The organism is Dietzia alimentaria 72 (assembly GCF_000226215.1).
GTDB classification, from domain to species: Bacteria; Actinomycetota; Actinomycetes; order Mycobacteriales; family Mycobacteriaceae; genus Dietzia; species Dietzia alimentaria.
This window is the reverse complement of the sequence record NZ_AGFF01000032.1, coordinates 1-12,867: the sequence shown is the minus strand read 5'-3', so window position 1 is coordinate 12,867 and position 12,867 is coordinate 1. Positions and strand designations below refer to the sequence as shown.

Below are 12,867 nucleotides of genomic sequence, written 5' to 3'. Positions count from 1 at the left end.
TCCCCGCGGCGTCAATGGTCCCGGCGGCGGTGAGATCAGGTCAGGAATCCGGCGAGGGCATCCGGGCCGCCCACCACAATGAGAACATCCGTTGCCCGGGACAGCCCTACATAGAGGCGCTCCCGCACCCTGTCGAGATCATCGGGGTGATTGCACACCAGCACTACCGCGGGCCGCTCAAGTCCCTTGAAACCCAGCACGTGGCCGTAGAAGATGTCCTCCCCGCTCCAAAAGGTCTCCCAGTAGGCATCATTGCCGTCGTCCTGGAGCTCGACCTGCATCGGGTGACGGGAACCGGTGGTCAGCAGCGCGACGTCTTTCGGCTGCCAGCCCTCGTCGAGCAGACGCATCGCCTCGTCGTCGCCGGTGGCGATCGGATCCGAACCCTCGGGGACGGTGACGTAACGGACCTCCGGCCCGGTGCCCCCGCGCAGTTCCATCCGCTGCCCCACCAGCGGCATAAAGGCGCTGGCGATCTGCCTGGTGTTGCGAAGGTTGTGATCCAGAACGAGAGGGACCAGGTCGACCGGCGGTCGCCCGGCGCGGTCGAACACGCTCTGGCCGATGTCGCCCACGATCATCAACCGGCCGTTCTCGCGGTCGCGCAACGCGCCGATCACCGGGTGCCACCAGCTGTCCGCAAAGTCCTGGGCCTCGTCCACGATCACGGCGTCGAACCTCTTGCCGTCGGGAAGTTTGTCCGCCAGGTCCGCCATCCGGCGCGGCAGTTCCTCCTCCCACCACCGCACGGTCTCCTCCGAACGAACCCGCTCGTCCGGTCCGACCGGGGCACCCCACTCCACCCCGAGCGCGTGGAACTCGCCCACGTACGCGGGCTGCTCCCGGCGCCGCCACCCACTCGTCACCCGCTTGAGGTAACTGGCCAGGCCGTGCGAGTAGCAGATCAGCGCAACGCGTTGGCCGGCCCGGGAGAGCCGTCGGGCCTGCTCTAACGCCAGATAGGTCTTTCCACTGCCCGCTCCACCGCGGATCTCCACCCGCGGTAGCGCGTCGATCGCCCGCAACAGCACCGACTGCTCCCTGGTGAGCGCGTCCGCGATGGAGGCGTTCTCCGCGGCACGGGCCACCACGTCCCGCTGGGGCAGTCCGCGACCGCCGAGTACGTCGGCCAACCGGTTGACGGTGTCCACGGACAGGAACGGGCGATCCTGCGGTCCTGAGTCCTGTGCGAGCCTGTGGGCGATCGAGGCGAGCTGGTCGAGCTGGTCACGGTCGACGATCCGGTTCCTCCGGATGTCCGGCAGTGCAAAGTCGTCCGGGATCGAGGCGTGCGGGAACACCAGCATGTGCGTCCAGCGCTGATACTGATCCGGCCACCGCGGGTCGGCGCTGACGTACCCGCGAAGGGCGTAGAGAGCCTCACGACACTGGGTGACCGGGTCGATCGGGAATCGTTTGGTTCCACTGCCCTGAACCCACTGGCCGTTTTCGTGCGCGATCCATCCGGATTTGATCTCCATGGCGACGATTCCGGCGCCCGGCATCGCCACCAACACGTCGACCTCGTGCTCCTTCTCATCGGTCGAGACGCGCTGCCCAACAACGATGAGGCAGTCCTCCGAAAGCTGGTCGCGCAGGAGATCGACGACCTGCGATTCGGAGTGGTGGCCGTAGACGGGATTCTCGGGCAGAACGCGGGGCATGCACCAACATCTACCCGCCGGGCCAGCGATGCGGGTCGCACTCCGCGTTACCGGCTCCGTTCCCCCGCCCCGCATGCGTGCCGACCACCACCGGACTGTCACAATGAACAGTGTTCAGGTCGCGGGGCGGCCGCCATGTATGCGAGGAGAATCATGACCATGTCGATCGACCGGGCCCCTGCCCGTAGTACTACCAGGGATCTGGCCCAGATCGCGGTATTCGCCGCCCTGATCGTCGTTCTCGGCCTGCCCGGCCAGATCAGCATCGGCTCCGCGGGCGTTCCCATCACGCTGCAGACGCTCGGCGTGATGTTGGCCGGTTCGCTTCTCGGCTGGCGCAAGGGTGCGCTGTCCGTCCTGGTGGTGATGGTGATCGGTCTGGCACTGCCGGTCCTGGCCGGAGGCCGCACCACGCTGACGTCACTCGCGGGCCCCACCGCCGGATTCCTGATCGGCTGGATCCCGGCGGTCTTCGTGATCGGCCTGCTCACCGCCTGGATGATGCCCCGCTACCGCCTCGTTCCGGGGCTGCTCATCAACATCCTCGGCGGCCTCGTCGTGATCTACGCGTTCGGCGTGGCCGGCATGCTGCTGCGAACCGAACTGACCCTGGGCGGGGCAATCGGCGCGAACACCGTCTTCCTGCCCGGCGACCTGGCAAAGGCGGTCGTCACTGCGATCGTCGCGCAGCAGGTGCACAAGGCCCGCCCGGGACTGATCGCGCCACTGCGCGGAAAGCGGGCCACTGCAGCGTGACCGGGACCGACCCCACCGGCGCGGTGGAGATCCGGTTCGACGGCGTGGGTCACTCCTACGGCGATCGGACCGTTCTCGCCGGGGTCGACCTGACACTCACCGAGCGGCGGATCGGGATCGTGGGAGTGAACGGCGGCGGCAAGTCAACTCTCGCCCGCATGATCAACGGTCTGGTCGTCCCGACCTCCGGCACGGTGACGGTCGACGGCCTGGACACCCGCCGCAAGGGTGCCAAGGTTCGCCGTCGGGTGGGGTTCTGCTTCACCGATCCGGACACCCAGATCGTCATGCCCACCGTCGCGGAGGACGTGGACTTTTCCCTACGCCGTTCGGGGATGGACAAGCAAGAACGACGACGACGAGTCGAGCAGGTTCTCCAGTCGTACGGTCTGGCCGAGCACGCGGATCATCCATGCCACCTCCTCTCCGGCGGGCAGAAGCAATTGTTGGCGCTCGCGGCGGTGCTGGTGACCGAACCTGCCGTGATCGTGGCCGACGAGCCCACCACCCTGCTCGATCTCCGTAACCGGTCACTGGTGGCCGACACGTTCGGAGCGCTGCCACAGCAGCTCGTGGTGGTGACCCACGATTTGGACCTGGTCGCCGATTTCGATCGTGTGCTGGTGGTCGACGGCGGCCGCGTGGTGATCGACGACACCCCGGGCCCGGCCCTGTCCGGATACCGCCGGATCGCGTTGGAGCGTTAGTGTTCGCCACCTATCAGCCGGGTCACTCGCTGCTACACCGCATGCCTGCCGGGTGGAAGATCCTGCTGGTGTGCGTGCTGATCCTCGCGGTGTCCCTGGGGATCAGCGAGCCCTGGCACGTCCTTCCCGCACTGGGCGGAACGGCCATGTTGTACGCGATCGGCCGAATCCGACCGCGCGCCGCCTGGGAGCAGATCCGTCCCGTGCTACCGATGCTCATCGCGATCCTCATCCTGCAGTGGGTCGTCGCCGACCTCGACACCGCGATCCGGGTGAGCGGATCTCTCCTCGTGGCCATTGCCGTCGCAGGCCTCGTCGCGGTGACAACTCGGATCTCGGACATGCTCGACGCCGTCACAAGGGCCGCGCAACCATTGCGGTTCGTCGGCGTCTCACCCGACCGCATCGCGCTGGTCCTGGTGCTGACGATCCGCGCCATTCCACTACTGGCACGGCAATTGCAGCAGGTCACCGAGGCACGTAAGGCCCGCGGCCTAGGTATGTCGGTCCGCGCGCTGGTCGTTCCCACCGTTCTGGGGGCGCTCACGACAGCGGATCAGCTGGGCGATGCCCTCGCCGCCCGCGGCGTCGACGACTGAGCCCCGCCGAAAGCTGTTTTTCGACTGCCGACAGGCCTACGGTGGGGTATGACCGGGATCACATCAACGTGAGCGGTCGGCCGTCGCAGACGCATGGAGGTGGACAGGCGATGTCACAGGAACAGGAGAGCACCGCCCCGAACAGCTTCGGGGCCCGCAGCACGCTCGACGTCGACGGGAATTCGTATGAGATCTATCGATTGGACTCGATCGAAGGGTCAGCTCGACTTCCCTACTCACTGAAGGTTCTTCTGGAGAACCTGCTCCGCAACGAGGACGGCCGCATGGTCACCTCCGCCCAGGTGGAGGCGGTCCGCGACTGGGATCCGGCGTCTGAGAACAATCCGGAGATCCAATACACGCCCGCGCGCGTGCTCATGCAGGACTTCACCGGCGTCCCGTGCGTTGTCGACCTCGTGGCCATGCGGGACGCGATGACCGAGCTCGGCGGGGATCCCGCCTCGATCAACCCGCAGATCCCGGCAGAACTCGTGATCGACCATTCAGTCATCGCGGACTCCTTCGCGAGCCCGGACTCGTTCGGCATCAACGCCGAACTAGAATTCCAGCGCAACCAGGAGCGCTACCAGCTGCTCCGGTGGGGGCAACAGTCCTTCGACGACTTCGTGGTGGTCCCACCCGACACCGGAATCTGCCACCAGGTCAATCTCGAGTACCTGTCCCGGGTCGTGTTCACCCGGCCGGGGTCCGATTCCACGCAGGCGTACCCGGACACCCTCGTCGGCACCGACTCGCACACACCGATGGTCAACGGCCTGGGTGTGCTCGGCTGGGGCGTCGGCGGGATCGAGGCCGAAGCGGCGATGCTCGGACAGCCGATGAGCATGTTGATCCCCCAGGTCATCGGCATCCGGCTCGGCGGCGAGATGCCGGAGGGCACCACGGCCACCGACCTCGTGCTCACCGTGGCCGAGTTGCTCCGCGGGATCGGGGTGGTCGGAAAGTTCGTCGAGTTCTTCGGCCCCGGCGTCGCCAATGTCCCGCTGGCCACCCGCGCCACGATCGGCAACATGAGTCCGGAATACGGGTCCACGGCCACGATGTTCCCGATCGACGCCGAGACCCTCGACTACATGCGGCTGACCGGCCGTGAGGATCATCAGATCGCGCTGGTCGAGGCGTACGCGCGCGAGCAGGGCCTGTGGCACGACCCCGAACACCTCCCGGACTTCACCCGGGTGGTTGATCTCGACTTGTCGACCATCGAGGCATCCATCGCCGGCCCACGTCGCCCACAGGACCGCATCGCCCTCGGAGATGCCCCCCGAACGGTGCTCGGGCTTCTCCGCGACGACTCCGACCGCTCGTCCTCCGGCAAGGGAGGGATCGATGACGCCTCAGCCCACTCGTTCCCCGCGTCCGATCCCGTTTCGCCCGGGGCGCGACCGACCAACGAGCCACCACCGCGCCAACTGTCCGAGGAGCAGCTCACGGCCAATGCCAAGCTCGGCTGGCCCAGCGATCCGACCGAGGTGGTGATCAATGGAAAGAACGCGATTATCGACCACGGCGACGTCGTGATCGCCGCCATCACCTCCTGCACCAATACCTCTAACCCCTCGGTCATGCTGGGCGCCGCGCTGCTCGCCAAGAAGGCCGTCGAGCGTGGTCTACGCACCCGCCCCTGGGTCAAGACCACCCTCGCACCCGGGTCCCGCGTCGTCACGGACTACTTCGAGCGCTCCGGTCTCACGCCCTACCTGGAGGAGCTGGGATTCCACCTCGTCGGGTACGGATGCACCACATGCATCGGCAACTCCGGTCCCCTCATCCCGGAGGTCAGTGCCGCAGCCGAGGCGGAGGACCTGACCGTGTGTTCCGTGCTGTCGGGCAACCGCAACTTCGAGGGTCGGATCCATCCCGAGGTCAAGATGAACTTCCTGGCCTCGCCTCCCCTGGTGATCGCGTACGCGCTCGCCGGCAGCCTCCACACCGATCTGCTCACCGAACCGCTCGGCAGCAACGACGACGGCGAGGAGATCTATCTCCGCGACATCTGGCCCACCGGTGAGGAGATCAAGGAAGTCGTAGACGCGAACGTCGAGGCGGCCATGTTCACCGATGGCTACTCCGACGTCTATGCGGGAGACGCCAACTGGCGGGGCATGGATATCGTCGAGGGCGACGTCTACGACTGGGATGACGAGTCGACGTACATCCAGCGTCCTCCCTATTTCGACGGCATGCAGGTCAGTCCCGAGCCGATCCGCGACATCTCCGGTGCGCGAGTCCTGGCCAAGCTCGGCGATTCCGTGACCACCGACCACATTTCGCCCGCCGGCGCAATCAAAAAGGACAGCCCCGCCGGCAAGTACCTCACGGACAAGGGCGTCGACCCGAGGGACTTCAACTCCTACGGGTCCCGCCGTGGCAACCACCACGTCATGATCCGCGGCACCTTTGCGAATGTCCGGCTCCGGAATGAACTCGTCCCCGGTGTCGAGGGCGGCGAGACAAAGCTGTGGCCGGACGGCGAGCAGATGAGCATCTACGACGCGGCGATGCGGTACCGGTCCGACGACGTCCCGCTGGTTGTCCTCGCAGGTGCCGACTACGGTTCCGGCTCGTCCCGGGACTGGGCCGCCAAGGGCACGATGCTGCTCGGCGTGCGGGCCGTCATCGCCAAATCCTTCGAGCGCATCCACCGCTCCAACCTCATCGGAATGGGTGTGCTGCCGCTGCAGTTTCCCGCCGGCGAGGACGCGGATTCACTCGGGCTCGAGGGCGACGAGGTGTACTCGGTCACCGGGCTGGAGGGCATCTCCGAACTACCGGACGAGGTCACCGTCACCGTCGAGAAGGACGGCAAGAGCCGGGACTTCCAGGCTAAGGTCCGGGTGGACACCCCGGCGGAGGAGGCGTACTACCTCAACGGCGGCATCCTGCAGTACGTCCTCCGCCAGCTCGTGGCCGCAGGAGGCGCATGATCAGGATTCTGCGGCCCCGCGGCGCCAGTAGCCCATGAACGCTCTTCGTCGAGGTCGACGGTGTCGGCACGGCGCACGGTGTAGGTCCGGCCACGGTCATGCGTTCCCCTTTCTCGTCCTGGTTCCGGCCCGTCCCCGCGGCAGCACCACGGGGTGGCCGGTAGCCGGGTCGTTGATGATGTCGGCGTCCAGGTCAAACACCCGGCGCAGGGTCTCCTCGGTCAGCACCTCGTGCGGAGTGCCGGCGGCCACCACACCGCCCTCGGCCACCGCCACCAAATGGTCTGCAACGCGTGCGGACAGACTGAGCTCGTGCAGGACCGCGACCACCGTCCGACGGCCCACTACTTGCTCCGCAGTCCCGCCTGCGCCGGGCATCGGCAGGTCGTGGACCAGGTCCAGCACGTCGAGCTGGTGCGCCAGGTCGAGAAACGAGCACGGCTCGTCGAGGAGCAGGGTCGGGGTGGCCTGGGCCAACACGAGCGCCACCCAGACGCGTTGTCGTTGACCGCCAGACAGCTCATCGACCCGACGATGTGCGAACTCCGCGGTGCCGGTCATGGTCAACGCTTCAGCGACGGCGAGGTCGTCGTCGCCCCCTCCCCACCACCGTCGGTGCGGGTGGCGTCCTCGGGCGACCAGTTCCGCCACTGTGAGCCCCTCGGGCACGAGCGGCGACTGGGGTAGGAAGGCCACCGAGCGCGCGTATTCACGGGACTTCACCGAGCCGAGCTCATGTCCGGAGGCCTCGATCGATCCCGACACCGGCTGCAGCTGGCGTCCGAGGGCGCGCAGGATCGTGGACTTGCCGCAGCCGTTCGCGCCGATCAAGACGGTGGTCTTGCCTGCGGGGACGTCAAGATCGAGGTCGCGGATAACTGGCTCGGCGCCGTAGCCGAGGGTCAGACCGCGGAGCCGGAATGCAGGTGCGTCCCCGGACACCGGGGTCGTAGCGGTGCAGGCAGCTTCGGCAGGTGCACTGGCGACGGGCACGGTCATCCTCATCAGGCGACCTTTCTCGAGCGAAGGAGGATCCACAGCATGGCGGGGGCGCCGATCGCGCCTGTCACCACGCCGGTGGGGAGATCAACGGTGGACAGGGCCTCTGAAGCCACGATGTCGGCGGTCACCACGATCACGGCACCGGTCAGCGCTGCGGCGAGGATCCCGGGCCGGCCGCGGCCGAGTGCAGTGGCGGCCGGAGTTGACAGAAGGGCTACGAACGCCAGCGGTCCCGCTACAGCTGTAGCAGCTGCGGCGAGCACGGTGCCCACACCGAGGGCTGCCGCACGGGTCGGCACCGGTCGGGCACCGAGTCCCACGGCAAGCTCTGGGCCCAGTTCTGCGGGACGGAGCGCTGTATGGAGCCACGCACCCAGTGGTAGCAACACGACAAGCGCCATCGACAACCATGCGATACGGCTCCCCGATGCGCCTGCCAGCGAGCCGACGGTCCACACGGCGGCCTGCTGCGCATCCGTGAGCGAGAGTCGCGCGATGAGCTGGGTGACCACAGCGGTCCCGAGCGCCGCCACCGCCACACCGCCGATCAGGAAGCGTTGCCCCACGATCCCCGTGTGTCGACCCGCGGACGCGCAGAGAACGATGACCAGAGCGATCCCGGAGCCGATGAGTGCGGCGGGCACGATCTCCACCCCACGCAGCCCCCACAGCGCCATGCCGGCCACGGCCCCGGCAGAGGCCCCGTGCGAGATTCCCAGGATGTCCGGGCTGGCCAGCGGGTTGCCAAGTACACGGCGAAACAGTGCGCCTGACGCACCAAACGCGAGTCCTGCGAGCGCGCCGAGGACCGCCCGGGGCAGCTTGTCCTCCATCACGACGAAGGTCGCGCCGGGGATGGTGGCACCGCCCAAGATCGCGAAGAAGTCTGGGAAGGTCACCGTGTAGCGGCCCAGCAGTACACGCGCGGCCATCAGCGAGACAAGGGTGGCAGCCAGAGCCACGACGACGACGAGGGCATTCCGCCGGCGCTTGGTGGAAAGCCGGCGAACCAGGATCTCGGCCTGGCTCATGGCGCCCCTACTCCCCTGTTGGCCCTCAGCAGCGCGATGAGGAAGGGCACTCCGATCGCCACGGTCATCACACCCACCGCGATCTCGCCTGGAGGTGCGATCACGCGCCCCGCCGTGTCCGCGAACAGCAGCACGGCGGGGCCGGAGACAAGCGACAGCCCCAGGACCACGCGGTTGCTCACGCCGACCAGTCGGCGCAGCAGGTGTGGCACGAGCAGACCGAGGAACGCGATGGGGCCGGCGAGCGCGGTCGCGACGCCGGACAGGACCACGGCCCCGGTCAGTACAACGGCCCGACCGGCCACCGGTCCTACGCCGAGCCCCCGGGCGAGGTCGTCTCCGAGCGCGAGCGCGTCGAGGGAGGCTGCGCCGGCCAGGACCAGCACGAGCCCCACGGCGAGGAACGGCAGCGCCGCGCCGATTTCCGCGATACCGGAGCGCGCAACCGTGCCCAGGCCCCAGAAACGAAACCTGTCGAGCACAGCGGGCAGCGCGATCACCAGCGACGATGTGACCGCCGTGCACCCGGCTGTCACGGCGGCGCCCGCCAGGATGAGACCGGTATCGGAGTCCGCGCCGAGGCGCCCGGCCCCCACCACGACCATGCCCGCGAGCAACGCACCGGACATCGCGAACACCGCCACGGCGGTCGGCCCGGCGGCGGGGGCCAACGCGAGGCCCAGCACCACTCCGAGCGCGGCGCCGGCGGTGAGCCCGAGCAGACCCGGGTCGCCGAGGGGGTTGCGGGTGGCGCCCTGTAGTCCGGATCCCGCCACTGCCAGAGCGGCACCCACGAGAATCGCTGTGATGGTCCTGGGTACCCGAGCCGTGACCACGACCTCGCTCATGTCCGCACCGGATCCGGGAGCGAGCGCCGCGCTGAGGTCACCCGCCAGATATTGCGTCGGCAGACCCGCCAATACCGACCACACGACTGATGGGTCGACGGTCCGGGCACCCACGAACAGCGACGCGGCCACGCCCGCGATCAGCAGCGCCAGCGACACCACCGTCCCGGTCACGACACGGCGACGCCCCGCCGCGGGCTCGGCGGCCTGTTGCCGACGTGTCGGGGCGATCACTGTTCCTGTCACCGACGTCAGCCCTGCTCGGCCGCCGCGATGATGTCGGGCACCACGTTCTTGATCGCCCATGGAAGGCTCAACGGCGAGGCCGCGGAAATGGACAGTACCTGCTGCTCGTCGGACTGGGTCACCATTCGCCCGGCCTGGACCGCAGGGATACGGCCGAGCAAGGGGTCGGACTCGATCGCCTGACGGACACGCTCGGAGGAGACGTAAGTGACCAGGATGTCGGCGGCCAGTTCATCAGCCCGTTCGGGCGACCAACTGACGGCGAACTCGTCGGGCGAGCCGCTGGCCGCCTTTGCGACGGCGGGTGCCTGGACCATACCCAGTTGCTCGAGGAAGCGCGGGCGGTTGTCGACGTCCGTGAAGGCGTAGATCTTCTCGGCCGCCTCGGGGTCGAGCGTGCCGTAGATGAACGTGGTCCCCCTGATCGACGGACTGTCGGCGGAGACCTGCTCGATCTCCCCCTCAACCTGCGCGATCAGTTCCTCAGCGGCTTGCGAGCGGCCCAGCGCCTCGCCGATGAGCCGGGTGGAGTCCTGCCAGGCGGTGCCGTAAGCCACGTCTCCCTCGGGCATCGCCACGGTCGGGGCGATCTTGGACAGAATTTCGTACTCCTCCTCCGTCATCCCGGAGTAGGCACCCAGGATGAGGTCGGGTTCGATCGCGGCGATCGCCTCGGTGTTGATGCCGTCGGTCTCCGAATACAGCGCGGGCATCTGAGCCCCCTGCTCGGCGAGCTCGGCATCAAACCAGTCGGTGGAGCCGGCCGCGTTGGCGCCGAACGAGTTGCGCGGCATCCCCACTGGGACCACGCCGAGCGCCAGGGACACGTCCGCATTGACCCACGAGACCGTGGTCACGCGCTGGGGCGCAGCGGGGATCTCCGTCTCACCGTATGCGTGCTTGATAGTGCGCGGGAAGTCGCCTTCACGCTCGACATCAGTGGTTGCGGTCGACTCTTCAGACCCGCCCACCGCTCCGGTCGAGCATCCCGCCAACATCGCCAGCAGCGCCACGATCCCCGCCAAGGCCAGTAGTGCGCTGCGCCGTTTCGAGCCGAGCCCGCGCGAGCCGGCGGGATAGTCGGTGCCCCCTGGCAGGGACAGGGGTGGTGCGGCAGGTGCACTCATGGGATCTCCGGTTCAATTCAACTTAGGTTTGGCTTACCTATGACGGGCGCAACATTAAACCGATGGCAGCCCCGACCGCAAGGCTGGTGAGGGGTTCGCCGACTTTACCAATGCAACAATGTGATTCATCCCACTCGCATTGTGCTTAGGTGAGCCTATCCTTCATGGCCTCCGCCGGTGGCCACGTCCCCGAATAAGTCGGAGCGCCAGCGGAGAACGGGCCGACCGCACCGGACCCGGGGATGGGCGCCACGCGCAACAGGATGATTCTGCGGACTATTTGCGGCCGCACGCCTGGCCGGATCACCCGGCCGTTGAGCGTCCGGGTGGGTCTAGCCTGGCTCCACGACCCGGCGCCCCTTTTGGTGAGTGACAGATTTGCGCACCAAATCAGCGACCTCGGCATACAGCTGCTAACCGCTCGGACGCGCCCTCCCGCGCCCGGGACCACTGCAGCAGTGATGGGCACGGTACTCGAGACCGCCTTCGACGAACTTTCCGTCGGCAGACCCCCGGGCGCGAGCCCCACGCGCCGGCTCGCCTCGAAGCCGGGCATCAGGAACCGGGCCGTGCACCGGCTCAACGCCCGTGCTGACTTCTAGCAGCTCGGCCCCCTCGGCCTGCCCGACAAAACGGCCATGCCCTCGATCTGTCGCGCAGACGTCGCCTTCGAGTCGGAGATAGGTTGCCGGACGCGGGCGATCCCGTCAAGGGCTGAGTGGTCGAGCTCGGGGCCGGTGATCCGGCCCTGTGACGGCTTCAGCTGGGAGTGCTGCGCGAGGTCGCCGCCATCGGCTATCTCGGCGATGCCTATCACCGGGCTGCAGAACAGGCCTCACCGGGCATCTGAACAACCCGAGAACTCGAGGCGGGGCCCGCGAAAGAAACGAATCCCCTGATCACCAACATCAGATCAGGTTCACCGGCTCGGAGGTACACCCCGGCCGACGTGTCGACTCGGCCGGGGCTCGCCAGAAGGGCCTGAGTGGGCTCGAGTTAGTTCTCGGGCGAAAGCGAGGACCCGGAAAGCGAACCCAAACGCTCGCCGACGATGTTTTCCACGGACTCGGTAGCGGAGCCGGTATCCACCTTGTCGGCGAGCGAGTTCCCGACGAGCGGCACGCCCCCGACGATCTCCCCGACCGAGCCCTCGATATCGCCGGCGACAAGCGAGTCAGCTGAGCGGGCTACAGGATTGAGGACACCGCACACGATGCCTACTGGGATCGGCAACGGGATGCCCGTCGCCTGCGCCGCCCACCCTGCCACGGTGCCGATATTGCAGCCGACCGCGGCGGTCGAGCCGATCGGGCCGGTGGTGTACCCCGGAAGCGAACCGGTGACCGACGCGGGAGCGAGCTCCCCTAGCGAACCAAGAGGCCCTTCAGCTTCGCCCTCGCCCGCATCCTTGCCTTCGACGTTCCCGTCGGCCTGCCCAGAAGGCGACGCACTCCCCAGCCCGCCCGAGGACAAACCGGATTCCTCCGCCGAGGCGGCGCCTGCGGAGGCGACAAGGAGTGCGGTAGCCAAGGCTCCGGCATAGGCGATGGTCTTGGTCATGGGTGGCCTCCGAGCAAACATGAGGGGCGGTCGCCCCAACGTGATCAACGAAACGTCAGTCCACCACATATAGAGACTGAACGGGGATCCGTTACTCGCTCGGCACCGCTACGCCGCACTAATACGTAAACTACCCCTTGCGTGTTCGAATGTGTGTGCGTAAACTAGAACACAGATTCGATTCAGGTGCGGGGCTGGTTTCCCGCTGATGACAGGGGGCGAGGATGGTTGGTGATCCCGCCCCAGGTTCGATGTCCGCGCTGGTTACTGCCGCGACGGCGGGCTGGCGGGCGGAAAATCGTGGCGCCGCGCAACGGTTGATCGCCTGCTATGAGGTGTTGCAGGAGTGCATCCGTCAGGGCCAATCCGGTATCGACGA

General features: G+C 67.5%; 10 protein-coding genes. 4 read left to right on the top strand and 6 right to left on the bottom strand.

The annotated features are described in order from the left end of the window. Positions 1-35: 35 nt before the first annotated feature. Entirely contained in the window at positions 36-1,664 is a 1,629-nt protein-coding gene (locus ON04_RS15165; RefSeq protein ID WP_010542494.1) for an NERD domain-containing protein, read from the bottom strand. Between the two features lie 153 nt (positions 1,665-1,817). On the opposite strand from ON04_RS15165, the gene ON04_RS15160 reads away from it, so the two are divergent. From ON04_RS15160 to acnA, 4 genes are all read left to right on the top strand, one after another. Continuing rightward, complete coding sequence (locus tag ON04_RS15160; protein ID WP_010542493.1) at positions 1,818-2,420, top strand: biotin transporter BioY; 603 nt, start codon at positions 1,818-1,820, stop codon at positions 2,418-2,420. Beyond that, on the top strand, positions 2,417-3,127 hold the full coding sequence (locus tag ON04_RS15155) for an energy-coupling factor ABC transporter ATP-binding protein (protein WP_010542492.1): 711 nt from the start codon (positions 2,417-2,419) through the stop codon (positions 3,125-3,127). Before ON04_RS15160 ends, ON04_RS15155 begins: the two co-directional genes overlap by 4 nt. Next, on the top strand, positions 3,127-3,726 hold the full coding sequence (locus ON04_RS15150) for an energy-coupling factor transporter transmembrane component T family protein (protein ID WP_010542491.1): 600 nt from the start codon (positions 3,127-3,129) through the stop codon (positions 3,724-3,726). The genes ON04_RS15155 and ON04_RS15150 overlap by 1 nt, the downstream gene beginning before the upstream one ends. 110 nt (positions 3,727-3,836) lie before the next feature. Beyond that, a complete protein-coding gene (gene acnA, locus ON04_RS15145; protein ID WP_010542490.1) occupies positions 3,837-6,674 on the top strand; it encodes an aconitate hydratase in 2,838 nt (945 codons plus the stop codon). Positions 6,675-6,770: 96 nt separating this feature from the next. Here the strand turns inward: acnA and ON04_RS15140 are convergent, their stop codons facing one another. From ON04_RS15140 to ON04_RS15110, 5 genes are all read right to left on the bottom strand, one after another. Then, the gene (locus ON04_RS15140; protein ID WP_010542489.1) at positions 6,771-7,679 is read right to left on the bottom strand and encodes an ABC transporter ATP-binding protein; all 909 of its coding nucleotides are present in this window, start codon (positions 7,677-7,679) and stop codon (positions 6,771-6,773) included. Further along, positions 7,679-8,707: a FecCD family ABC transporter permease gene (locus ON04_RS15135; protein ID WP_010542488.1), complete on the bottom strand. Its 1,029-nt coding sequence runs from the start codon at positions 8,705-8,707 to the stop codon at positions 7,679-7,681. Before ON04_RS15135 ends, ON04_RS15140 begins: the two co-directional genes overlap by 1 nt. After that, positions 8,704-9,801, bottom strand: a complete 1,098-nt coding sequence (locus tag ON04_RS15130) for a FecCD family ABC transporter permease (RefSeq protein WP_238529347.1) — start codon at positions 9,799-9,801, stop codon at positions 8,704-8,706. The genes ON04_RS15135 and ON04_RS15130 overlap by 4 nt, the downstream gene beginning before the upstream one ends. Before the next feature lie 5 nt (positions 9,802-9,806). Beyond that, complete coding sequence (locus tag ON04_RS15125; protein WP_010542486.1) at positions 9,807-10,928, bottom strand: iron-siderophore ABC transporter substrate-binding protein; 1,122 nt, start codon at positions 10,926-10,928, stop codon at positions 9,807-9,809. Positions 10,929-11,924: 996 nt separating this feature from the next. Beyond that, complete coding sequence (locus tag ON04_RS15110) at positions 11,925-12,488, bottom strand: hypothetical protein (protein WP_010542483.1); 564 nt, start codon at positions 12,486-12,488, stop codon at positions 11,925-11,927. Positions 12,489-12,867: the final 379 nt, after the last annotated feature.

Coding starts and splice junctions, on each gene's coding strand:
- ON04_RS15165 (WP_010542494.1), bottom strand. CDS start 1,664: ATGCCCCGCGTTCTGCCCGAGAATCCCGTCTACGGCCACCACTCCGAA.
- ON04_RS15160 (WP_010542493.1), top strand. CDS start 1,818: ATGACCATGTCGATCGACCGGGCCCCTGCCCGTAGTACTACCAGGGAT.
- acnA (WP_010542490.1), top strand. CDS start 3,837: ATGTCACAGGAACAGGAGAGCACCGCCCCGAACAGCTTCGGGGCCCGC.
- ON04_RS15140 (WP_010542489.1), bottom strand. CDS start 7,679: ATGAGGATGACCGTGCCCGTCGCCAGTGCACCTGCCGAAGCTGCCTGC.
- ON04_RS15135 (WP_010542488.1), bottom strand. CDS start 8,707: ATGAGCCAGGCCGAGATCCTGGTTCGCCGGCTTTCCACCAAGCGCCGG.
- ON04_RS15125 (WP_010542486.1), bottom strand. CDS start 10,928: ATGAGTGCACCTGCCGCACCACCCCTGTCCCTGCCAGGGGGCACCGAC.
- ON04_RS15110 (WP_010542483.1), bottom strand. CDS start 12,488: ATGACCAAGACCATCGCCTATGCCGGAGCCTTGGCTACCGCACTCCTT.